Raw genomic sequence first — 25,062 nt, forward strand, 5'->3', positions numbered from 1 at the left:
CCAAATTTCCTTGCCTAATATCCGTCGACTTTTCACAGTATCTATTTCGAGAGGTAATAATCGACAGGTTTGGCGCTGTTGCGCATGAAGTTTAACTGGTTGAGCCGGGCGTGGCAGCGGGGAGTGATGAATCGAAAAAGGAAATCGAAATTTTATTCCAGCGTATAGTTACGGAAAAATCTGGGAAAATGCTTCATGAATTTATATATCAGGACAGGTGCCAGAATTTTATAAAAATTACAAGTTTGTCAAAGAGGAAAAGGAGAGTCCAATGAGTAACAATGGCGGTAAACAAAATGAAAACTGCTGCAAAGTAACATTGCGGTCTTCTTTATTGAATAAATTTCCTCAGTGTCTCCAGATTTTTCTCGCCCTGCTTATGGCCCTGTTTATTCCTGCGGCCTTTGCGCAATGGGTGAACTATGAGGGACATCAGATCCATCCTGTCGACCTTACGCCGGATGGCAACCGGCTACTGGTGGTGAATACTCCGGATGCGCGCCTGTCGATTTTCACGATTGACGGCTCCGGCAATCTTGCTCTTCAGGCCGAGGTGCCAGTCGGGACCGAGCCGGTCAGTGTGCGGGCGCGTACCAATGGGGAGGCCTGGGTGGTTAACCATATCTCGGATACTATCAGTATTGTTGACCTCACGCCGGGGAGCGAAAGAGTGCGCCAGACCATCAAGACCGGCGATGAGCCGTCGGATGTGGTCTTCGCGGGAACCGGCAATCTCCGCGCTTTCGTCTCTATCTCCCAGCGCAATCGGGTCGACGTCTACGCCGCGGCCAGTCCCGGTACGGCGCCCCTCTTCCAGATCCCGATTGATGGCGAGGACCCGCGCGCCCTCGCGCGGAACCCGGCCGGTACCGAGGTCTACGCTGCTGTCTTCCATTCCATGAACCAGACTCTCAGCGTGTCGGGAACTATCGGCTCCGCTGTTCCCGCCGGATCGACGCGCGTGACCAGCACACAGAGCCCCTACGCTGGCGCTATTGTGCCTCCACCGCCCGGCTACAATGCGGCCAGCCCGCCCCTGGATACACGGCCCCTGACCTCGACCATCGTAAAGTGGCGCGACTGTGCCGCCAGTCCCGGGGCCGAGTGGTGCGACGATAACGACAACAGCTGGAATGCGCTGCTCGGCGGGTCCAACCCGATTCAGATGCCCGACCGGGATGTCGCGATCATCGACGCAGACGCGGCCAAGCCAGCGGTTTCCGGCTATACGCCGAGCGTGGGCACGCTGAACTTCGGCATCGCGGTCAACCCCGCCAATGGGCGGCTCTATATCTCCAACACCGACGCCCGCAACCATGTGCGCTTTGAACGTGGTCCGGAAATTCTGGGCGATGGAAAAGGGGACGAGAACGGCATCTGCGATGACAACGAAGCCCAGAATCTCTGTCTGCCGGCCCTGAATGGCCACCTGGTGGACACCCGGCTCACAGTGGCGGACGGGACAGCGGTGGTGGGTAGGGTGGACCTCAATCCACACTTCGACTTCGACACCGATCCCATCAGTACGGTGGATAAAACGCTGAGCATCGGTCAGCCCAATGGAATGGTTTTCCACAGTTCCGGCGACAAACTGTATGCGGCTGCGCTTCTCTCACAAAAGGTGGCGGTCGTCGATACCAGTGCTCTGCCGGGCACCCTGGTGGAGCGGATTGATGTCGGAGAAGGGCCGACCGGAGTGGCGCTCAAGGAGAGCGCAGACCGGCTTTATGTACTGAATCGACACGACAACACTGTCTCGATTGTCGATACCGGGTCGAATCTCCAGTTGTCCACCGTGTCCCTCTTCAATCCGGAGCCGCCCGAGGTGACCGACGGTCGGCGGTTCCTCTACGACGGACAGCTCAGCAGCGGCCGCGGTGATATTTCCTGCGCGACCTGCCACCCCTTCGCTAACTTCGACCTCCTGTCCTGGGACCTGGGCGATCCGCTGAAACTGCCACCCTTCGACCCGCGGCCCGCCCAGTCCCCGGGGGGCGCAGGTGCAGTGGAATGCGGCACCAACCCCAACCAGATCGGCTGTGGCCCCTTCCACCCGGTGAAAGGGCCCCGGACGACCCAGACACTGAAAGACCTCGGAGGAACGGGACCGCTGCACTGGCACGGCGACCGGGAAAATTTCAATGCCTTTAATGCTGCCTTCCCGGGTCTGCTGCGGCGCCATGCGCAGCTCCCGGCGAACGATATGCAGGCCTTCACCGACTTTATCCTGACGGTAAAATTCCCCCCGAACCCGAATCGAAATCCCGACGACACGCTCTCCGCCAGCGCCCAGGCGGGGTTGACCGAGTTCACCTCGATGACCCGGGACAACCCCTTCCAGTGTTCGGACTGTCACTCCCTGCCCACCGGGACCAATGGCAAGTTCATCAATGCCCTTGCGGACCAGTCGAGTCAGGCCATGAAGGTGCCACATCTTCGCAACATGTACGAAAAGGCCGGGCTTCTCGCGCTGCATCCCGATCCCTCCGAGCCGGTTCCCACCGAGACACGGGGCGGCTTTGGCTTCGCCGACGAAGGCCAGATCGACACATTGGTGACCTTCCTCGAAATCCCCGTCTTCTCGTTTACCAACGCCTCGCAGATCGATGACACTGTTCAGTTCATGATGGAGTTCGATACCGGGCAGCCGGCGATGGTGGGCGACCAGTTTACTTTCGATGGAGCGAACAACGCCGACGCCGTGCTCAATATGCGACTCGATACCTTCCAGCAGGCCCTGTTCGGCGGGAAAGTGGATCTCGTTGTGAAGGGTATCTTAGGCGGTATTCCGCGCTCCTTCCGGTGTACGGCGGTCAGCGCGGTGACGGCCAGCTGCCAGCCTGACCGCGTCGCCGAGTCCGCAATCGATTCGGACGCACTGAAGGCGATGGCGGCCGCGGGTGCCGAACTCACTTTCTGGGCGGTGCCCGCGGGGTTTGGCGAACGGATAGGCCTGGACCGGGACCTTGACAGTTTTTATGACCGGGACGAACTGGACGCTGGCTCTGACCCGGCCGACCCCCAATCGACCCCTTAGTGCCAACAGACTGGAGTGAAGGAAGGCCCTCCGCCGCAACGCTGGAGCCGGGTGGGGCTCACTTGAGCAACGGAACAACTCCGGCCTGTTGCTCCGGTCGGGGATCTTCGGGTCGCAGTTCAAGTGTGTGACACCTTGATTTTTTGAGGAGGGTTTGCGGGCGGGCGCCGGAAATCTCGTCTGAATATCCCAGTTGGATTGATACTTTGGGCGTGACCGATTCTGATTTGTTGAATTAATCAGAGGCATCCTGGCCTAAAATCCAGCGAATTTCCTCGGCATCTTGATCTCGCCGACGTCCCTCTCCGACCGATTACTGACCAGCCTGCTACCACAGGCACAAGGGACAGGTATGGCGCCATGTCATGGCTGTTGTTCATAGAACCTTTGGAAAGGGGGCTATCTACCAGTTTCGTGAAGTTCAGTCGACCCATCGGTGGGATACTTGATAATTTCTTGATCTGCGCCTCTTTTGCCCTCAGTATACTTCCAAAATACCGAATCTATTAGTAGTCTCAAAATTGTCTTTACTGCAATTTCAGCATTTTTTGCAGAAAGGCTTAAAAAATAGGCGTTTCCTCAGGGGGGCCTGAAAAACTGTCAAGACAATTATGGGACCCGAAATTAAGTAGACCTGTTGATTATCCGTTCAGATAAAGCAGGCAGACAAAAGAACAAGTGGGGATCTCAAATGCGTTGTTTTGTTGGGCTAGCATTGCCTGTGCTTCTGTTGGCCTTTGGCTTTCATGCTGGTGAAGTTGCTGCTCAGTCTGAAATAGAAGTGACGTCTTCGGAGGGCGGGGCGCTACCCGACGGGGGTACCGACGCGCAGGGTAACGAGCCAGTGGGCGTTTCCAAGTCGGTTACCTACACTATATCCAATACCGGTCTCACCGACCTGACGCTGATGACGGCCTCCGCTTCTGCCGCCAGCAACGTCACCATCGACTCCGTCTCATCAATGGGCTCGGCCTCCGTTATTCCAGGGGGCACAACCAACTTTATTGTCCAATACACGCCGAGTGCACCCGGGGCCTTCTCGTTCGAGTTGAGTTTTGTCAACAATGACGGGGATGAGAACCCATACAACTTCACGGTCAGCGGCACCGCGCCAGGGCCCGAGATAGAAGTGACATCTTCGGAGGGCGGGGCGCTACCCGACGGAGGCACCGACGCGCAGGGCAATGAGCCAGTGGGCGTTTCCAAGTCGGTCACCTATACCATATCCAATACCGGCGGCGGTGACTTGACGCTGATGACGGCCTCCGCTTCTGCCGCCAGCAACGTCACCATCGACTCCGTCTCGTCAATGGGCTCGGCCTTGGTGACTCCGGGTGGCACAACCAACTTCATTGTCCAATACACGCCGAGTGCAGCCGGGGCCTTCTCGTTCGACCTGAGTTTTGTCAACAACGACGGGAATGAGAACCCATACAACTTCACGGTCAGCGGCACCGCGCCAGGGCCCGAGATAGAAGTGACGTCTTCGGAGGGCGGGGCGCTACCCGACGGAGGCACCGACGCGCAGGGCAATGAGCCAGTGGGCGTTTCCAAGTCGGTCACCTATACCATATCCAATACCGGCGGCGGTGGCCTGACGCTGATGACGGCTTCCGCTTCTGCCGCCAGCAACGTCACCATCGACTCCGTTTCGTCAATGGGCTCGGCCTCGGTTATTCCAGGGGGCACAACCAACTTCATTGTCCAATACACGCCGAGTGCACCCGGGGCCTTCTCGTTCGACCTGAGTTTTGTCAACAACGACGGGAATGAGAACCCATACAACTTCACGGTCAGCGGCACCGCGCCAGGGCCCGAGATAGAAGTGTCGTCTTCAGAGGGCGGAGCCTTGCCCGACAGTGGCACCGACGCACAGGGCATTGAACTGGCGGGCACTGCCAAGACGGTCACCTATACCATTGCCAATACCGGCGGCGGTGACCTGACGCTGGCGACAGCCATAGTTTCCTCCGCAAGTAATGTTGCCATCAGCTCCATCTCGGCACCGGGCTCGACCTTGGTGACTCCGGGGGGCACTACCAACTTTAATGTCACCTACACGCCGACTGCAGCCGGGGCCTTCTCGTTCGACCTGAGTTTTGTCAACAACGATGGGGATGAGAACCCATATAACTTCACGGTCAGCGGCACCGCCAACACGCTAGCACCCGAGATAGAGGTATCATCTTCGGAAGGTGGGACTGTAGCCAGTGGTGAAGCCGACGCGCAGGGTAATGAGCCAGCGGGCACTGCCAAGACGGTCACCTACACCGTGTCCAATACCGGCACCGATGATCTGACCATCGCGACGGCCACCACATCCGCTGCCAGCAACGTCACCATCGACTCCGTCTCGGCACCGGGCTCGACCACGGTTTCTGCCGGGGACAGTACTACTTTCACAGTCAGCTATACGCCTGATCTGGCGGGGCCTTTCTCATTTGAACTGAGTTTTGTCAACAACGACGCGGATGAGAGCCCTTACGCCTTCACTGTCAACGGGATCGCTACGGGTGCGACGGCTGCAAGCTTGCGAATTGTTTCAGGATCAGACCAGTCAACCGAAATCAACACACAATTCGACGATCCCCTGGTGGTGCAAGTGGTGGATGCCGCAGATAACGGGGTTGAGGGTGTGGCAGTCGCGTTTACCGCTCCAGCCAGCGGAGCATCGATAATTTTTGCGGCGAGCGGTACGAGGACTGAAATCGTAACGACAGGGCCTGATGGTACGGCGACCAGCTCGACGATGACTGCAAATGGAACCGCCTCTCAGTACAGTGGCGGAGGTCTGTTATCCTATTCTATTGAAGCAAGTGTCAACGACCTGGAAAGTATTTCCTTTTCCCTGACGAATGAAAGGAACGCAGCGGCGGACATCCGTAAAACACAAGAAGTCATCGCCTCCTTTGTGACCAATCGCGCCGATGTGATTGTTTCCAATCAACCTAAATTTGTGTCGCGTTTAAAACACAGATTCTCGGGTAACCAGGCCGGGGGAAATAGATTGAATTTGGGCGCGACGCCCAATGCTCAATCCGGCAGTTTCCAGTTCAGCCTGAGTGGATTTAAGGATTCCAGCAGCCGACCAATAAATTTACCTAAGTCCCGGGCCTCGGTTCAGCGTAACAGCGGCTCTGCGAAGGGTGTTCCATTGCCTCACCTTACGGGCGTTGCCAGTGGCACAACCTTGCCCGATGGCAAAGATATATCCGCGTCAATCGATGCGGATGAACAGGCAGGCATGTGGCAGAGCTCGCAGTCCGATTGGGATGTTTGGGCATCGGGCACATTCGCACTTAGTCAGAGCGACGATTTTGATTTAAGCTCTGGTCTATTCTTTTTGGGGGTAGATCATAGCTACAACGAAAATACGGTTTTTGGCTTGGTGGCCCAGCTGGATACTGCCGAGGAAGATAATAGCCGGGAAAACACCAGCGCGGATGGCATTGGCTGGATGGCTGGACCCTACGCTGTACTTCGCCTTGAAGAAAACTTCTATTTTGACGGGTCGGCTACCTATGGCAGATCGTATAATTCGGTCAACGCTCTAGGTCTGTTCGAGGACGATTTCCGTACCGAGCGCTACCTAGTGCAAGGTGGACCGACCGGCGATATCAAAATCGGTGATTTAACTACAATTAGCCCATTTGCGCGCTTCACTTATTATTTTGAGGAACAGGAAAGCTATACGGATTCGCTGGGGAGGGTCATTCCCTCTCAGGATTTTGATCTTGGGCGACTGGAGTTTGGCCCAAGGATATCCTGGAATCTCGCATCAAGCGGGGGCATGCTGTTTACGCCCTATCTATCCGCATCTGGAATTTATGATTTTGACAAGCTTCAGGATGCTGTACCGACGAATGCAATTTTGATATCCGCTGACGAAGATTTCCGCGCACGTCTGGAAATGGGTGGATTACTGATAATTCCGGACGGCAATACCCATATCTCGTTCAATGGCTTTTATGACGGTATTGGAGCTTCCGGTTTCGAATCGTACGGAGCTACGATCATACTAGACATTGCATTTTAAGGGTTTCGCCCGACATTCCCCCTATGACTGTCCGGTTCGACATCTGCTGTCCCGAATAGGGGGATTCGGGCTATATTTCAGGCGTGTAACAAGCTCGATTTTTTGAAGGAGGTTTGCGCAGAGGCAGCGCAAACCCGAGCTGACAAAAGCCACGGAGAAATTTTAAGCAGCCCACTTTTTTTAATTGTTCGTTCTGGTTTACCACATAAGATCGTCGGGAATCTTGAAGTCTGCGTAAGGGTCGTCTTTGTCGTCCGGAGCAGTGGCTTCCGCAGGCATCACCACGATATCACTATTGCGCTCGGCGATTTTATCGGCAATTACCCTGGGGACCAGGTCAAAGCGTTCTTCCATCGCGATAATTACCAGTCGACCGGCTATCAGGTGGTCGCGCAGGGCTTCTGTCACGTAAATCGTCTTAACTTTCTTGTCGAAGGTAAAATTGTAGGCAATTTCACCATTGCCCTGTGGTTGGCGGTTATTTTCCACCAATTGTTTGATTTGTGCGGCGATGGCTTTCTGCCGGGCTGCAGCATCGCGTTGAGCGTTTAGCGCGCGATCCCGTGCCACTTTATCGGCGCGGCTTTGCTGCACGGCCAACTTGGTTTCATCAATTGGTGTTTCTGCAGACTTTTTGGCAACTTTTTGCTGCTTGCGCTTTTCCTTGTTGATTTGCTTGCTTTTCTTTTTGTCCACAAGTCCGGCCTGGAGCAGTTGGTCTTGAAGTGAAGCCATGGTGCATTCCCTAAAATAACGTGTTGAAACAACTTGCCGCTGCCAAGCTCGACGGGACAGCAATCTGATCAAATTTTAACCAGGTTGTTGTTGGAAATCTAGCGCAGTGATTTTACCTGAATTCGGCCCGGGCTGCCCCATTGATTGCCTGTTCAGGGGGCGCCTGGGTTGGAGATGCGTAACCTGACGGACGAATGTACCGTTTGCCAACAGAGTAGAATAAACGAATTGCGCCAGAATGAAATCCTGACATTGTGTTCCTTATTAACCCGGCAATCTACTAAATACCCTCTCATTTATGGGGTTGCCGCCCTTGAATACTCACGCCTCGCGCAACGCCTTGCCAAGGGGCACTACAGGCCCCGCTGAGGTAATACTGAATGAAACAGGAGTTCCTTAACGCGTGGTCGGAAAAGCCGTACAATCCGTGCCGGGTATAAGAATTATCAAAAAGAACAGCAAATTTCTTTACGCATCTCCTCTAGAAGCTTCGCGAAATCACTGCTCTGAGCGGTGAGCTGGTTTGCCCAATAGTCATGTCAATATGGATTACCTATGGAAAGTGAACTGATTTCACTGCGCGCAGAACTGACTTTGCTGGAGCGTGACCACCGGCGCCGCCTGGAGACCTTTGAGCAGCGGTTGTCGGCCCTTGAAGCGCAACTAAAGGGGAAAGGGCAGGAAGGAACCATTCCCGGGGGGAGTGCCGATGAATTGCCCCTGGCTACAGGAGCGGATACTGGGGCTGGCGAGGGGGCTGGGCACACCCGGCCCGCAGCCACATCCGCAGTATCGGCATCGCCGGAACAGGAACCCCCGCAACCCGCAACTCCGCAAACAAAAGCGAGTGGAGCATCAGTAGCCTCACCGTGGTTACAGGAGGGTTTGTCTGGCTTTTTGGCGCCGACCCTGGAGCCGCTCAGTCGGCTATGGGAACCCCTTGCGGGTTTTTACCGTCACTACCAGCGGCAGGGCAGGGCGCCGGTATTCTTTATGACCGCAGTGGGCATACTGGCACTGATGTTTGGTTTTACGTATCTGCTGCAATTCTCATTCAATAACTATTTGGGGCCGGTGGGCAAAGTCACCCTGGGTTTCCTCGTCGCGGCGGCGACGACTTTTGGCGGTGTTACTTTCAGCCGGCGCATGCCCCATATGGCGGACTATGGTTCTGGCCTGATTGCGCTGGGAGTGATTCTTCTCTACCTGTGTGGTTACTTTGCCGGGTCCTACTATCAGCTGGTGCCAACGCCGGTGGCCCTGAGTCTGCTAGTGGCGATAACCGGGCTATCCTATGTGCTCGCCCTATTGTTTGAAACCCGGGTCGTGTCCATGGTGACGCTGCTTGGCGGCTCCACCATGCCTCTGGTAGCGGATCACTTGGACCCATCGGCAGTTATCTATCTCAGTTACTTACTGGCACTGTCACTCGCTATGCTGCATTTGTCCAGGCAGATACGCTGGCCACAACTCGCGATGGTGACCATGGCGCTGAGCGCCGGTATGTTTGAGTTCTCACTTTCAAACCTGGATGAAACAACACCAGTCTGGTGGCCGCTGCTGATAGTACACGGTTTCTTTTACGGCTTTGCCCACTATGCCTTGCGGGGGCTGAGTACTGAGGAACTGGAGGCCGGGCAGCTGGACCGAAGGCGCCTGGCCATTATCGCGGCGAATCTGCTGCTATTTATCCATATCAGCTGGTCCCTGGTGCCAAGTACCCATGCGCTGGGGATTGTATGGCTGCTGAATCTCCTGCCCTGGGTGGCGCTGGCCATTTTCTCCCGCAGGCTGTTTGGCTACGGAGCCGCCAGCAATTCCGCCCGCGTGGTGCACTATATGGCTTTGCTGCACGGTGGCTTGCTGGCGGGTCTGGCCATTTTGGCGTTGAGCAGCCCCGCTTTGCTGGGTATTGTATGGTGCCTTGAAGGTCTGCTGCTGGTTTTTCTGGGTGCCCGCTTTGGTTTTCTCAGCGTGCGCAGTGAGGGTTATATTGCCCTTGCAGCCGCGAGCCTGACCATGTTGTGGCAGGCTGTTACCTGGGTGGCCGGTGGAGTGGTTCCCGCTCCAATACTGCTGTCACTCAATGCAGATGCCGGCTGGGGAAACTGGCTGGCACTCTGCGGGGCAGCCTTCGCGCTCACCCGACTGTTGCAGCATTGGGCCCACCGAATCAACCCCGCAGAGCAATATATAGCTAGTCTGGTGGACAATGCCTTTGGCGTTTTTCTCTCGGCCAGTTTTCTTTTATCTGTGGCTATCCTCTGGCCTCAGGGCACCTGGTTGCTGGCCCTGTTGCCAATGGGCTTTTTGATCTGGCGAGGCCAGCGCAACGGCTCAGCATTTAGCGAATGGCTGGGGTTGGCCCACTACCCACTGCTGTTTATCCCGCTGTTGGCGAGCGCATGGATTGTGGGCAGCTTCCATTTCTATGACCAGGTACTTTATGGAAAAATCGCCAGTGTGGAAGCCTTCCTCAGCTTGTGGTTAATTGCAGCGCTTTATCAACGGCTGGAGGTGCGGTCCAGCGGTTTTTCCCTGGCGATGAATTTGCGCAAACTTTTTTATACCTTGCTACCGTTGTGCTTCCTGCCGACAGTCTTCTATAGGGCCAGTGATTATCTCCCGCTGGCTTTGTGGCTGTCCTGTGCTATTACCCTGCTGCTGTATAGCCGCCTGAGGCTGGAGTTGCTGCAGCGGGAGCTGCGGATTCTGATTGCAGGAGCGAGCCTAGTGGCAATTCTCGGTTGTGCCCTGCGGGAATTTGCCGACTGGCAGGGCATGGCCATGACCGGGCTGCTGTTGGGACTGGCCTCGCTGGTGGGGCTCCTGTGGCTTGGCCAGGGATTGCAGAGAAAACCCACAGGCCGGGATTGGCAGCGGGCGCTGCACAAGGCGCTCAACCCTGTTTTTCCATTGACCTTCTACTACATGGCGGCTGCGCTGTTTATTAGCAGCTACGCCCTCAGCCGGGATTTTGGCCTGGCCCTATTGTTGAGCCAGCTGTACTTCGCCGGCCTTTATATATTCAAACCCAGGCTTGCACCGTTGCGCAACCAACTAACGGCATTTTATATGCTGAGCCTGCGCCTGTTTGAGCTGCTCACCTTAACGCAGATTATCGCGGTGATTGCCGGCTCCAGCAAAGCGCCCCTGCTTGGAATCTATAATTTGGCGGCCCTGGGTATCGCCACTCTGCTGGTATATCAGCGATTCTTTGCCAATCGTGCTATATGGCGCGGGCGTCGCCTGTTTAACCTCTGGGCATTGCACCTGGCGGCCATTCCGGTTTACATCACCCTGCTGGCACAGGTACTGGAAACCATGTGGCTGCCGGCGGTATCTTTTGCCCTGGTGGTGCACGCAACGCTGTTGCTATTCCAGACCCTAAAACCTGCGACCAAGGAATTGCTGAAGCTATCATTGCTTTTGTATGCTGTAGCTGCATTAAAAATCCTGCTGTGGGATATGCAGGATTTTTCCTTATTGCAAAAGATCGTGGTCTGCATGTTAGTGGGTTTGTGTATGCTGGGAGCTGCATTTCAGTATCAGAAATTTCTGACGGCGAGAAAATAGCAAATGATTTCAGCCGGAAATAACCATTCAGGCATGAGTTACATAAGCAGTTCTCTTGCTCAGCCGTTAAACGTCGGTGTTCACCAAGGGATACACCACGTTTTCTGGCCGTCAAGGCTGACAGGCCCTCGGTCTCGAATCGTTTCACCCATCCGCTCATAGTCGCGGTGTGGTACCCGCTATCTCTGCAACCTTTTTCTGGGACATTCCCTGCTTCCAGAGCTTGATAGCGAGTTTTCGTTTTTCCTCTTGAGCCGAGGGAGACAGTTTGCGGGAAGCTTCATTATTCATATCCGCATTATGCTTCATTTACTTGATTGCCGGGTTAATAGAATGCAGTAGTCTCAATACCATGCGGTGTAAAAGGTTCAAGCCATTCAGTTTCTATTAGGTTGGTTCTGTAGTAGCGTGCTCCCCGCTTTCTACAGGGCACCTGGTACTCTTCTATCACTATGACTCTCCAACAAAACTTTGACCAAACTCGGACGCACCTGCTCGATCGACTGATGTTGGTCATGGCTGTCTGCTACATTCCGGGGATGGTGATTATGAGCGTCCGCGCCTATGAGATCGGGTGGGCCCCCAACAACACCGTCAGGCTCGTCTTATATTGCTTCTTTTTGCTGTTGATTTTCTATCGAAAACGTATTCCTTACCTTGCCCGGGCGATCCTCTTCGTGGGCCTGTGGTGGTTAGCTGCAGCTATCGGCTTCTTTCTCTCAGGCCCGCAAACTGACGCCAAGAGTGTACTCATTCTGATCACCATGATAGCCATGTTGTTGTTGCCGGTGCAGGTAGGGCTTTTTCTCATTGTGCTAACAGCACTGACCATTGGGGCAGTCGGTGTCGCTGTGGTTGGCTGGGGGTGGAGCTTCCCTATCGATTTTGAGACTTTTATCCGGCAACCGAGCACCTGGGTGCTGAGCGCCTATAACCTGAGCATACTCGCTGGCATCTCCGCCTACACCGTATGGAAGATGATCGACACTCTGCGCCGTACCCTGGAGCAAAGCCAGCAGCGGGCAGAACAGCTGCAAACTGCACGGGAGACGGCTGAAGCGGCAAACCAGGCTAAGAGTGTCTTCCTGGCGAACCTGAGTCACGAACTGCGTACTCCACTGAATGCCATTCTCGGTTTTTCGCAATTATTGACCGCCGCCCCCGATCTGCAACCGTGTTACCAACGCCATGCCAGGGCGATTCAAGAGGGGGGAGAACATCTGTTGGTACTGATCAATGACCTTCTCGACCTGGTGCGCATCGAAAACGGCCGCGTGGAGCTGGAATTGACGGCATGGAAACCCAGGCAGCTGTTTCCGGATTTAATCCGCCTGTTTCAGTTGCGCGCTGATAACAAGAAACTCTCCCTCAATCTGGTGATACCAACCACCCTGCCTGCAGCGCTCGTTTGTGATATTCGTCTGCTGCGCCAGGTGCTGATCAATCTGCTGGGAAATGCGATAAAGTTCACCGACCACGGCAGCGTGTCGCTGGAGGTAACTTATAGCGATGGCCTGCTTACCCTTTCGGTTACCGATACAGGGCCGGGGGTTGCCGCCAATGAATCTGAGAGAATCTTCGAGCGATTCCATCAGGTACACACTAAAGGCGGGGTGGAAAAGGGTCTGGGATTGGGCTTGAGTATCAGTCATCGACTGGTAGAGATAATGGGGGGAACACTCGGTGTGAAGAGCCGGGTCGGCGAGGGGAGTACCTTCCGGTTCAGTATTCCCGTCCAGCCGGAAGCACAGCACCAGAATATTAACCGCTCTGCCCCGGTTACCCCCGCTACTGGCAAGGTCCCCAGAATCCTGGTGGTGGACGACGTCAAACCCAATCGCACCTTATTGGCAGAGTTGCTCAGCCCCTTGGGGATTCTGGTGGATCAGGCTGAGAGCAGCGAGCGATGCCTGGAGCGGGTGGACAATCATCCGCCAGATCTGATCATCATGGATCAGCGCATGCCCGGGTTGGATGGTCTGGAGACGGTAGCCATTTTGAGAGGTAGAGGACTCCGGACACCCGTTGTTATGATCAGTGCCTCCAGCTTTGCAACCGACCGGGAGGCGAGTTTACAGGCTGGTTGCCAGGCTTTCCTACCCAAACCTTTCGAGCTGACTCAACTCTTGGAGATCCTGGTGGAGCTAGGTATCATGGTGGCCGAAGCTGAACCTTGTGTTGCTGTTACACAGAGCGAACAACTGCCCAACGTGGCGGATGCCGTCCCCCTGGTCGATCAGGCCCAACTTGACGGCCACTGTCACGCCCTGCCACCGTCAATCTTCAGAGCGGTACTGGAAGAATTTGAGCAACACAGTGCCACCTGTCATGTTGCTTTGGTCGAAGCCTTGAACCAAAACAGAGCAGAGGCGATAACGCACAGCGCTCATCGTCTCGCTGGCGTGGCGGCCATGCTGGGGCTGAAAGCCCTGTATCTTGCCTGCGACCGAATTGAGGCTTCAGCCACCACCATAAGCGAATCGCAAGCGCGACAGGCTGCGGTTGAGGTTTCTGAGCTGTACCAGACTACCATCCAGAGTTTGCGGGATTATGTGATCGATATCCCCGACGACATTGAGAAGCGTGATCATGCGGATACTATTGGTTGAGGATGAGCCGGTGTCCCGCTCGTTGATTGTTAAGTATCTCAACAGCCAGGAATATCAGGTCGATGCTGTGGGCACAGGTAAAGAAGCTCGGCAAATCTTTTTCTCGCGCAAGCCCGGCATCGTATTGTTGGATATTCTGCTACCGGATTGCGACGGACTCGCACTGATCGATACGTTCCGGCGGTCCAATCCCAGGATTGGTATCATCATGATCTCGAAAAAGTCTGCCCCCGTGGACCGCGTGGTTGGCCTGGAAATGGGGGCAGACGATTATCTGCCGAAACCCTTTGAGCTGCCGGAACTTTCAGCACGGATCAAGGCTTTAAAACGCAGAGATCGTCTGCTTTTGACTGAAGACAGCAGATACTACCAATTCAATCATGCCAGTCTGGATTTTGGGGCACGATCTATCCGCTACGCGGATGGAGCCAGTGTAGCCTTGAGTGACGGCGAGTATCGTGTGTTGGCGGCCTTAACCCGGGTATCCGGTAAAGTCGTACAGCGCGATCGTCTGCTCAACATCCTGCGGGCCGATGGTGAATCTGGCTCGACCCGCAGTCTGGATGTCATCATCAGCCGCCTGAGGACCAAGCTGAAGCATAAACAAGAGCAGCAGGTAATTATCACAGTGCACGGAGTTGGTTACCGCATTGTCGAAACAAACAGCGAGCCTTTGTTGGAAAATAGCTGATAGCGAAACGTCCTCTCTTGCAAGATCACTATTCAAAAAATATCGATTAGCTGGTCCACATCCGGCTAATCCATCCGCCGTCTTAATCAATCTCTAATCACCCTCTAATTACTCCCCGCAAAAAAGCACCCTGCAGAGAAAAAGCCGCTGAAAACCTTATAACACTGCGTAAGAAACCCGCTTATGCAACCAGTCATACACATTAACAATTCATTAAGAACTGAACGTAAGACTCGTTTAGGAGGAAACGTTAAAGTTCTGAACCATCGAATTTGAACCAGAAGCCAGACTCCAACTTTCCGGGCGTGTGCCTATGCCAACTTTGACGAAATCCGGATTTGGCAAGACGATGTCAGCGACCCGTTGAACGACATCGGCAGGGAGGCCTCCGATCCCGCACAGCTAATAATTCCGGTGTTTAACCTGGGGCGTTACATGAATGAATAAAAGTATAAAAGCATATACGGACATTTTTGATTTTGAGAAACAAACGGAAATACCCGCACAATGTGTCAGCAGGGAAGATAGTTGAGGTGCCTGGTTATCTTCATCCTGAAGTATTCAGAAAAGCCATTTTGGATTCGGGTGCAAATAAATTTTATGTCACCGATAGTGATGGAATGATAAACGACGAGGATGCCTGCGACGACAGTATCAATTTTCTGGCTGCACCTGATTTCATTCCTGTTTCCGCACAGCCTGAAAAAATACTCTGTGATATTACCGGGGATAAGAAGCGGCTCTGCGACACAAGAAAAATGTGGTTGATGGCCGGGGAACGGTTTGTCATCTGCGTCAGCGATTCCGATATCAGTGTGGCGCGAGCCCTGATCCGCTTCGTCGATAGCAACGTCATCAAAGGCGCTATCATTTTGCGCACGATCATGGCGGAAAATCTACAGTCGGGAATAAATAAAACCTCTTCGGAGAAAGCAGTTTCCTGCCTTCCCTATCGAGACATGCTCCATCTTCGTTTACTGCTTGAGGCGGTTCATCCGATCAATGCAGTTAAATTAACCAGTAGCTTGGGTTGCAGGAACATCGGCCAGGCAATAGCAATTGCCCCCGACACCTGTGTTACCACCTCGCTAGGCAGCTGATGCACCCGCACAGTTGCATTCTCAACATGACTAAAAAAGGAAAACAGAATGTCATATCAGGAATCATCTATATATCATCTCCCGGATACACCAAATGCAAATAACACAGGTGCAACTGCGGTATTTGACGGTAGCCTCTACTATCTGGGCAACATGAACGGTAATCATGCCATCTCTGAATCGAAGGGTACTTTGGCAGACCTGAAGTCCGGCGATTTCGACTCATTAACTCAATCGAGTGAATGGCAAATCAAGACAATAAAAACCGCAAAGGGCACCTCTTTTTACACGAGACATGCGATCTCAGCAGTTGTGTCAGAACTTTATCTGTATATGCTTTGGATTGACAATGCAGACAATCAGACTCTCAAGATTTCGCGAAAGTCGAGAGTGGAGGATGTCAAAGGGATTCAAAGCACAGGAGGCTGGTGCGAGCCGATACCATTTACCTATGAGGGAGACACACCAAATATGCTTCGGGCTTGCTGTATTACCAGGCTCCCGAACCAATCTTTACTGATTGGTTGGCAAGAGCAGGATGGAAAGACTATGCGGTTTTCCGAGGTGGACATCGAACAGCAATTGAAGGATGATGCTCAAGGGCTAACTTTGAGCAACCCTTATACGATGAAGGGCGGAGAAAATGAACAGAAATCAACGCTTGGGAGTCAAGTCACCGCATGTAGTTTCATTTGTCTCGGGAAAATCTATGTCGCTACCGGGCAGCATGAAGACAACGAAGCTTGGATCACTATTTTTGAGCACAAGGGTGAAGAGCTCTCTGATGGTGACTCTGCCGTTATCAATCTTGACGGAGGCTTGCGAGGCGTTTATGCAGCGTTAGACCCTATAGGAAACCCCAGATTCTATTATTGTCGCAGCAATGATAAAGATGTGGTATTTCGCAAGTTAATTCTGAATGATCCCGAAACTAATAGTGATCTAAGTAACATTGTCGGTACCTTGACACCTGAGACATTGGTGTGGAATAGCCCTCATTCCTCTGAAAAGATGCCTTTGGCTTCATTCATCGTCGGCAGTCCCTACAAAGAAGTTGATGGTAAGAGACAGAGTGTACCGGAAAATAGTCCGGCATTAGAAAGTTCAGATAAAAACGAATATTATTATGACATCTACGAGAACATCTTCTTGGTCGATGATCACATTAAGGGTAAGTACTCAAACTATGGATCGCTTCGCCGCACGGACGCTGCTGAAATCTATAATATCTCAGATACGACAGGAACCTATGGAAAAAGCCAATACAATACTTCTTCTTTAGTCGTTCGTGCACTCTTTGATTCCCCGATGCCATTTCCAGAGTCCAACACTACGGAAGCCCCTGGCTCCGACTATGCCCGTCGCTCTCACGGTTCCATTCATTACCTCAGTGAAAAAACCAGCTCTCGGGAAGTTCAACACGCGGTGATGGGAGAGTTTGGATACAATTATCTCGTTAAAGGGACGAAAGGCATCGCGCCATATTTTAACTTTCAGGCAGGCTTTGGGTTATCAGGTAAATGGTCAGAGGCGGTGAGCAATCAAGTGCTGGATGAAATCATCCACACGACCCAAACAGATGATGAAGGCGAAGTAGTTCCGGATGGCACGGTATTTTGCTATGGCACAGTGATGGTCCGAAACGACGTCCACATGCTTGATAATAATGGCAAGCTGGATACAAACTCGCCTTCGATTGTATCCCTTGTGCCGCGCTATACAGAGGCGGTCGATCTCGACTTTACGAGTTATTATGTGACACCTGGTGATCTAACCTCGTATACCGAGAGCGCGATCAATGAAACAATGAAACAGTTGGAAGATCAATTGAATGAGCGCATAGACGCGCGAAATCAGGCGATCGCAAATGGTGACTATGATCCCAACCAAAAAGGGGGGCCAATGGCTGGAATTCTACCTCCGGGTATGGATGAATGGCCATATGCACCATGGGGAAGTGACTATGTCGGAAAAGTTCTCCGACCTAACCAGGTGGCTCCGAAAGATGCCAACATCGCATGGACAGAAGCGTCTGAACAGGTGAAAACTTACACCGGCAAAACGACCAAGGGAACCGAATTTGGCTGGGATGTCTATGCCAAAATTACAGCTGGCGCGTCTGGAGGAGAAGGCATCGAGTTTTTTGGATTCGGCGAAGGTATCTATGGCGAGGAAACCCTGACGATCGGCGCCAAATATGAGGGCAGTATCAACACGGTCGATGTCAGAGGTCAGATTCTTCAGGTGGATCCACTTGACGTGCCAGCGCCGATAGAAGATGACGGTGTTAGTGAATACGGCTTTCAAGTCATGATGCTCAAGCCCAGCAAACAGTGGGTGGATGAATTGTGGGTTTTCTGCGATGACCCCGAACTCCAGGCGAAAATCAACACAAACTCTAAACCGTTTCGTGTCGCCTACCTGCTCTCCTATGGTAAGTGTAAAAATGGAATAAGCATCACTTAGTAAGGTAAATAGAGACCCTTCTCTCGGTTTCGCAGATCGGAGACGATGCGAAGGGTCTTAGGTTCCATTTAACAACCATATCAACTCAACTGAACTGTTCGCAAGAACAAAGGATATAACCCCATTTCTACAATATCAGCCAGGTAAGTTCTACCAGTACTGACCTGGCTCCAATCATTGTCAACCAACACAGGGTAAATTAGAACAGCAACCCCCTGTAATCTCCAATGCTGTACCGGTCACTTGCATAGCTTTGTGAGAGCTATACAAGCTTTTACTCTAAATGTGATCAGTGTCACAAAACTCCATATCGATTGTGCAAAAAGGTTAAAGTTTAAGGATTGGCTGGAAGGGGAGGCTTAGGTTAAAACCGAACAATAATGCAAATTTGTAATGGACTGTAATAACAGGCTTATTGAATGGTTACAAAGAGAAGGATTAAAATTCCGCCACGAATAATCCATAAATACAGAGGAAATTTATGACGCATCCAGTAGTTCCAAACCTACCCATCCTGGGTGGGGCGATGAATATTTTCGAAGGTGGTTTTTTAACCGATCCAGTCTGGTTGTCAAGTAATGTTACCGAGTCGTTATTTGAACCCTGGGATACCAGTGACAGCAACTGTAATATCGTTATTGACGATAAATACAAGTGCCCAAAACAAATCCAGGTTATTAACCTCCACTCCGCCAATAATACGGAAATCATATCGCGATCCCTGGAGGAGGTTTATACGGAAGTGACAGCTGGCCTGGGTATTGATGTAAAATACAAGGCTTTTCAGGGGGAAATGGAAGCGGCTTTTTCCACAAGCCACGGTTCAACCAGCAGCCGCTGGTTTTGTATTTTTCGTTATCAAAGAAGCTACTTTAGCCTGCGCCTGAGTGCCAATCTGGATGATCTTAAGTCACGCCTTACAGACCACGCCAGGCATGCGATTAATTCGGGTGACCCCTACGAACTATTCCGAAATCATGGTACGCACTTTATCCATGAATTAATTTATGGTGGCGCTCTGGCGATCGATATGTCCATCGACGATACATATACCGAAGATGTGACCGTTGCCACGGCGACAGTATACGGTGAGTTCGATGCAAAACTGGGACATGTGGCGATGAGTTCCAACATCGATGTTGAATCTTCAGAGGTAACCGAACACTTTGAATCGGTTTCCAATATAAAACAGTTTGGTGCAGCACCACCTTCGGTGAATGATGACAACAGTATCAATGCCTTTTCCAAGGGTTATTTTGATGCCGTTAAAGAGAACCCCGTGCCCATTCAACCTTCAAAAGACGGGCTAATGGGGATATGGGAGCTTGCCGACAGTGATGCACGGAAAGTTGAATTAAAAAACGCCTTTGAAAATTACGCGGAAAATAAAGATGCCGTGCTGGATTCTCCCGTTATTTATGGATTTTATACCATTTGTTATAAGGATCAAGCCGCGAAAAAACCGACAAATAAGACCTTTATAGTCCCCGAGGGTCTGGACTTTGGTGATCATAGAACTAAAACAAAGCTCGCCTATGGGCAGAGTAAAAACCCCATGAGCCACCCCAATCCACCCTGGGAATGGCCGGCTGCATCCTTGATGTTGTGCAGTAATAATATCACTGATTGGAATCGTGGCGTTTCAATTTTTGAATTTGAAGGCCAAAATTATCGATTGGTGGGAGGTCGGTGCGTTTCGGCAGGTGAAAATTATTATGAGTGGGGAAGCTCCAAAAACACATATGCACCGGCGATTACAATGTTCCGCTCAGCTAACCCCAAGGACTATTCGCATACCGTAGGGATGGCGGTGCATCTACATTTCCGTAAGTATGAGGATATGAATGAAGGGGATGAATATTTTGAGTTTCTGGGTGCGCTCGATGTCTCAGAAAATCACACTAGCCGAGTAGGCTCGGACAATGGACATCACCAATTGATATGTCACAACCACCTGACCTATTCCTCGTCCAAACATAAATTCGAGTATGGCGATCTGTATCTGACTTTAAGGAAAAAGAAATTCAAGTAATAGGCAGCCAGGTAGAGGAAGGCCCCCACTTATCAACGCGGTAACTAGGGCCTGTTCACACTAACTGAGATAGCCCTGCTGCTTCAGGTTTTGTGGCCTGCAAGGCAGGAATTGCGGAGTGTGGTGGGTCCACATAAGCAATTTCTAACGCCGCAGGGCGCGAAACCAGAGGCAGCCCCTCTGCTCAGAGCAGCAGATCGATGGCTGATATTTAAAAAATGCTTGTTAGTGTCAACAGGCCTTAAATAAACCGGTCTACTTCCGAGAAGGGGATATGATCCGAGATGTCTTTTGCCGTATAGATTTTGAGGACTTTGGCTTTTCCATCCAGCAGAATATCCGCTGGCAACTGGTTGCTGGTTACCAGGCCCCTTGTGCCGGTCAGTGACAGCCCCTGCAGTAATCGCGGCATTTGTAGCAATATAGCTTTTAGCTTGGCGCTAAAGGAGGATCGAAGGCTTAATCCGCGATAGATCGACGCATCCGGATCGGCTACGATCTGGAATGGCCTTGGTTGCTGTGCAATAAATTTTTTTGTATCGGAGCTGGAAGACTTGAAAATCGCAACTATGCGAATATCGCTTTTAAGAAAATATTCCGCTTTTTGGGTCATTTCATACACGCGTATATTACAAAATGGACAAGTTGCTTCGCGAAATATGGATAGCCAGATCTTGTTGCCATTTCCAATAGGAATTTTATTTCCCTCTATATCGGTTAGTTCCAGTTGGGATACATAATTTTCTATTGCGCTAATATTCATCATTTCCTCCTGCTTTTGCAGAGCGAGTAATGCCAAACAGCGGGCGAGGGATGCTGTATTGATTCCAAAAGGATCAATGAAACTCTCAATTTTTTTAAAAGTTGAACCGGCCTATGACACAATTCTGGTATGGCTGCGGCGGAATTCACCGGGCCTGATGCCATACTGTCGTTTAAAAACCTGGCTGAATGCCGCTTCCGAGCGGTAGCCAATATTCTCTGCGATATTGATCAATGGTTTGGAGGTTTCAATCAATAAGCGGCTTGCCAGTTGCAGGCGAACAAAGATAATGTATTGCAAAGGGCTCATTCCCACCAATTCCGCAAAGTGATTGGAAAAGGAGGAGCGGGACATATTGGCCATCTGACCCAGGCGTTCGACAGTCCAGTCCTCTGCCGGTTCCGCGTGGATCGCAGACAGTACCTTGCCAATACGGGAGCTGGTAAAGGCGGATAAAAAGGGCACAATTTCTTTGCTGGTGGCCAAATAGGTGCGTATCACCTGGATCAGGATAATCTCAGATAGCCTGCAAATAATGGCGTGAGCGCCCGGGTCCAGCTTGGCGGCCTCGTGTCCTATAAACCCTATAGCGCTATCCAGCCATTTGGCGTTGTAGCTGGTGTCGCCGGAGACGTACAGCTTGCCGGGTAAATTCTCCAGGAGGGGGTGCACACCCAGAGCGTCGAACGCCAATTCGCCACAGACCAGGGTGCAGCCAGCGCCGCCACCGCCATAGACCAGAGGTCCGGAGCCGGTAAAGCCGACCTCCTGCAAAACATCATCCAGGGGGCGTGCCTCCGTGGTCTTTTCGTTCACCAGTCGATGCGAAGTCCCGTGAGGCACAATGACCAGGTCGCCGTTTGCCATAGGTGTCCATTCCGTTTCGTCTCCAACCTGCAACCAGCAGTTTCCCCTTATCACGATATGGAAGCGTGCAACGGCCCCTTTTGCGGGCACCTCCACCCCCCAGGGGGCTGTAAGATTGGTACGAAAGTACAAGCTGCTGGACATGCGCAGTGTATTCAGTATATCGGTCAGTGCATCCATAGAATTTCAATCAGTTGCCGGTTAGTTACAAGTTGTAGAGACAGTGCACCGGAGAATATCAAATCCTCCACCTGGGATCATCGAAATGCCTGAAGATATGGAGGATTCAGTATGATTTTCTGTCGAATAAGTATGGGGGGTTAATTTCTATCCAATTATTTAATAAGTGTTATCAATTCGCTCAAGGTCGATCTAGCTGGCCACATAGTCTCTATAGCTTTAATGGTAGGTTGTTGAAACAATCCCCCTGGCTTTTCCCAGCCCCGATTTGGGGTGCCTATTTGCAATCCGAACTCCCCGGTTTGCAACAGCAGTCTGGTAATTGATGATGGTGCATTTGCCCCCGGACGGAGTGAATTTTATGACGTGAAGTTGAAAATCACTTTTGCTATTATAGATTTCCTGGGATTGGATTTGAACAATTCCGAATTGTTGAGAGGCGGGCTTGGTGGAGTCCCGCCTTCTCTTGTTTAATTCCAGAAGCCGTCTTCCAGATCCCTATCCTCATAGGACAGATTTTTGTCACGTCCTATTTCACATAGTTTGCAAAAGGTTCTGATCATTCCCTCATACTGCTGTAAAAAATACCAGTATCTACCTTTGGAATATCGGTAGATATTGCAGTTATTAATATTTCTTTCCTTCTCATTATCCTCCTTTTGCCAGAAGAATACTTCGTGGCCGACATCGTTGTCTCCCATGCAAAATGCTCTTTGGTTATCGTCTGCATTTCTTCCGGATATTTTGAATTGGAAGGAAAATTCTTCTTTCGGAATTGTTTTATATAGCGGATTAATTTCGTACTTCTTATCCTTATCTCTCTGCAGGGTATATATTTGCGCTATGCTCCCATATTCCCCTTCGAGATCTCTAGACTTATTGCCCACGTAATTTGTTCCCGCTGGTGTATAGGGTATAAAGCAGCGCTTGTGTATAAGGTAGTGCAATTTCCTTTCCAGTGTATCCAGATATGCTTCCTTGTTGGCGAGATCGTTGAATATCTGCTGTGTATATATGGAATACATGGGATCCGAGTTGTTGTTTCTTATAGAGTCAACTCTGGCAAGTACTTTTTTCAGCGCTATTATACAAAGCACGCCCATGGTATAGAACATGATCGCTGAATCATTCCCGTCATAGTCTGGCGCACTTATTTTATTGAGAAGATCCTCTACACCTTGCAGTCTGTCGATTAACATCTTCTGTAGAGTGTTGTACTTGTCATCCTGTAATATTTCAGGCATATAAGTGGCGACATCCCGGGTTAACAATCCCTTGGCACTGAGTATATTCCCATAGAGAGTATTTAGGGTATCCTCCTGTATTTCGTGCTTTACGATATCTTCCATATAATTCATTAGGAAGGTTAGTTGTGTGCCTCCACTGTCCGCAGGTCCTAAAAAGGTTTCCACCAGTTGAAAGGCTGTAGCTGCGCCGGCACCACCGGCCCAGGAGGCAGTTGCAGCCAGTTTCCACAGGGTTTTTTGAAAATCTATTCCATTACTGTTTCCGGAATCAACTCCAAGCGGACTGGCAAATTTATCCGGAGATACATAAAATTTCCACTGATTTTGGTTGTCGTAATAATTGTATTCCCTGGCGTTCGCGTCCGGTAAGGTAAAAGGATGCTTTAGGTGTTTTTCTGTATCTTTGTATATTTTCTCTATTAATTTGGTTTTCTCTGCCCACTGCTTTTTGTCTAAACTGTTCTGGGGTAGTTTGATACTCGACATGTTTCTTACTCCACATATTTTATTAACAGCATCATTCTGATGTGTCTTAAGCTAAGCCGTTCGCCGGATTCCGCTCTGAAGTCAAGCAGTTCAGGCAGGATAACTCGATAATTGGCGATGGGCTGATCTTTTATAATCGAAGCGATGTCACTGTAGTCTGATTCCGACAGGGTGTTGGTATAGGCATGGTCCAAAACAGCCAGCTGGCCCAACTGATAGTAGAGCTGCATGAATGGATTGCCAGTGTCACTGCAGGCGTCTTTCAGATGCTCGACAATCAAAGTGTATCTATCCATCGATATTGCTAATTTGGCATCCTTCTCATCTGCGTAGTTGTGTTTTAGATTTCGTTTGGAAGATTCAAAGGACTTGAGAATATCATCTAACAGCAAAAAGGCTAAAAGCCCCAGAACTATCTTGCCAGTTTTCACCAGTGGCTTAAAGGCTTCCTGCAACTTCTTTGTTGCATCTACTTTCACATTTTTAAAAAGTGATGCAGCCTCTTTCGGTGCTTTATCCAGAAATAGCACCAGTTTCTGTATTTGTTTTTTGGTCGATTCAGACGTTACAACCTTTTTCAGATAAAGCAAAGTATCTCTGGCGGCAAGCGTTGAGATGACTTCTGGTCGTATATTTTCCATTGCCTCTGCAAATTCCGGTGAAAGCTTCTCCATGGATTTTACAATAGCATCCATTTCTTTGTTTCTTTCCGCTTCGCTGAGACTTGAATCTGTCAATAATTTTTTAAATCTTTCGCCCAAACTCCTTACATTTTTAATATCTTCAACAAATTCACTTTTTAGCTTGCTCACCTCTGCAATGGCTTTCTGTGAAGATTCTTCCAGAGTTTCTAATTTTTCGTTTAGTGATTTCTGTAGCTCAGCTTTATGTGGGGAAGCTATTGCTTCTATGGCCTGCTCCGCCTGTTCCCTGTCGCGCTCTATCCTCTCGTGTATATTTTCTTGCAGGGAGGATTCTGCATCCTCTCGAGCTGTATCTGCATCCCTGGCATCCCTCTCCGCGTCCCCCTCATGCGCGGGTCCGCCGCCGACCTGGCTGACCTTGTTCAGTTTCTTTTCATCATCTGCAATGGTTGACTCCATAGGGTATCTACTCCTTTTGACGGGTATTGACTGTTGAATAAATAATAATGCTATTGACCTGATCAGTTATTTTCTTTGCATGGTCAATGTTAAATGAAAACCTGGTTTCCTGCGGGATTGTAGATCTATTTTAT

14 protein-coding genes are annotated in these 25,062 nt (G+C 51.1%); 8 read left to right on the forward strand and 6 right to left on the reverse strand.

Features of this window, described 5'->3' with window-relative positions:
- Positions 1-334 precede the first annotated feature (334 nt).
- Together ABVT36_RS10830 and ABVT36_RS10835 are read left to right on the forward strand one after the other, a co-directional pair.
- Positions 335-3,037, forward strand: a complete 2,703-nt coding sequence (locus ABVT36_RS10830; RefSeq protein WP_368456589.1) for a hypothetical protein — start codon at positions 335-337, stop codon at positions 3,035-3,037.
- A 691-nt stretch (positions 3,038-3,728) separates the two neighbouring features.
- On the forward strand, positions 3,729-7,073 hold the full coding sequence (locus ABVT36_RS10835) for a choice-of-anchor D domain-containing protein (protein WP_368456590.1): 3,345 nt from the start codon (positions 3,729-3,731) through the stop codon (positions 7,071-7,073).
- Between the two features lie 198 nt (positions 7,074-7,271).
- Here ABVT36_RS10835 and ABVT36_RS10840 read toward each other — a convergent pair whose 3' ends face one another.
- Positions 7,272-7,808, reverse strand: coding sequence for a DUF2058 domain-containing protein (locus ABVT36_RS10840; RefSeq protein WP_367151712.1), 537 nt, complete (start codon positions 7,806-7,808; stop codon positions 7,272-7,274).
- A 555-nt stretch (positions 7,809-8,363) separates the two neighbouring features.
- Between ABVT36_RS10840 and ABVT36_RS10845 the strand changes: the two genes are divergently transcribed.
- Entirely contained in the window at positions 8,364-11,384 is a 3,021-nt protein-coding gene (locus ABVT36_RS10845; protein WP_368456591.1) for a DUF2339 domain-containing protein, read from the forward strand.
- Positions 11,385-11,540: 156 nt separating this feature from the next.
- Here the strand turns inward: ABVT36_RS10845 and ABVT36_RS10850 are convergent, their stop codons facing one another.
- A complete protein-coding gene (locus ABVT36_RS10850) occupies positions 11,541-11,693 on the reverse strand; it encodes a hypothetical protein (RefSeq protein WP_368456592.1) in 153 nt (50 codons plus the stop codon).
- Positions 11,694-11,899: 206 nt separating this feature from the next.
- On the opposite strand from ABVT36_RS10850, the gene ABVT36_RS10855 reads away from it, so the two are divergent.
- The 5 genes from ABVT36_RS10855 (at position 11,900) to ABVT36_RS10875 (ending at position 20,282) form a co-directional block, all read left to right on the forward strand.
- Positions 11,900-13,993: an ATP-binding protein gene (locus ABVT36_RS10855; RefSeq protein ID WP_368456593.1), complete on the forward strand. Its 2,094-nt coding sequence runs from the start codon at positions 11,900-11,902 to the stop codon at positions 13,991-13,993.
- Positions 13,974-14,684: a response regulator transcription factor gene (locus ABVT36_RS10860; protein WP_368456594.1), complete on the forward strand. Its 711-nt coding sequence runs from the start codon at positions 13,974-13,976 to the stop codon at positions 14,682-14,684. The genes ABVT36_RS10855 and ABVT36_RS10860 overlap by 20 nt, the downstream gene beginning before the upstream one ends.
- 479 nt (positions 14,685-15,163) lie before the next feature.
- Positions 15,164-15,784 (forward strand): hypothetical protein, encoded by a 621-nt coding sequence (locus tag ABVT36_RS10865; protein ID WP_368456595.1) that lies wholly within the window; start codon positions 15,164-15,166, stop codon positions 15,782-15,784.
- 48 nt (positions 15,785-15,832) lie between these two features.
- Entirely contained in the window at positions 15,833-18,250 is a 2,418-nt protein-coding gene (locus tag ABVT36_RS10870; RefSeq protein WP_368456596.1) for a hypothetical protein, read from the forward strand.
- Between the two features lie 481 nt (positions 18,251-18,731).
- The gene (locus ABVT36_RS10875; RefSeq protein WP_368456597.1) at positions 18,732-20,282 is read left to right on the forward strand and encodes an MAC/perforin domain-containing protein; all 1,551 of its coding nucleotides are present in this window, start codon (positions 18,732-18,734) and stop codon (positions 20,280-20,282) included.
- Between the two features lie 241 nt (positions 20,283-20,523).
- On the opposite strand, the gene ABVT36_RS10880 is transcribed toward ABVT36_RS10875, so the two are convergent.
- The 4 genes from ABVT36_RS10880 to ABVT36_RS10895 all read right to left on the reverse strand — a co-directional run bounded on the left by ABVT36_RS10880 (position 20,524) and on the right by ABVT36_RS10895 (position 24,928).
- A complete protein-coding gene (locus ABVT36_RS10880; protein ID WP_368456598.1) occupies positions 20,524-21,048 on the reverse strand; it encodes a redoxin domain-containing protein in 525 nt (174 codons plus the stop codon).
- A gap of 108 nt (positions 21,049-21,156) precedes the next feature.
- Positions 21,157-22,092, reverse strand: a complete 936-nt coding sequence (locus tag ABVT36_RS10885; RefSeq protein WP_368456599.1) for an AraC family transcriptional regulator — start codon at positions 22,090-22,092, stop codon at positions 21,157-21,159.
- A 470-nt stretch (positions 22,093-22,562) separates the two neighbouring features.
- Positions 22,563-23,825 carry a hypothetical protein gene (locus tag ABVT36_RS10890; RefSeq protein ID WP_368456600.1) on the reverse strand — a complete coding sequence of 421 codons (1,263 nt, stop codon included), beginning with the start codon at positions 23,823-23,825 and terminating at the stop codon, positions 22,563-22,565.
- Between the two features lie 5 nt (positions 23,826-23,830).
- The gene (locus ABVT36_RS10895) at positions 23,831-24,928 is read right to left on the reverse strand and encodes a hypothetical protein (protein ID WP_368456601.1); all 1,098 of its coding nucleotides are present in this window, start codon (positions 24,926-24,928) and stop codon (positions 23,831-23,833) included.
- Between the last annotated feature and the right edge of the window lie 134 nt (positions 24,929-25,062).

It is taken from the genome of Microbulbifer sp. TYP-18 (assembly GCF_040932045.1).
Lineage (GTDB): Bacteria > Pseudomonadota > Gammaproteobacteria > Pseudomonadales > Cellvibrionaceae > Microbulbifer.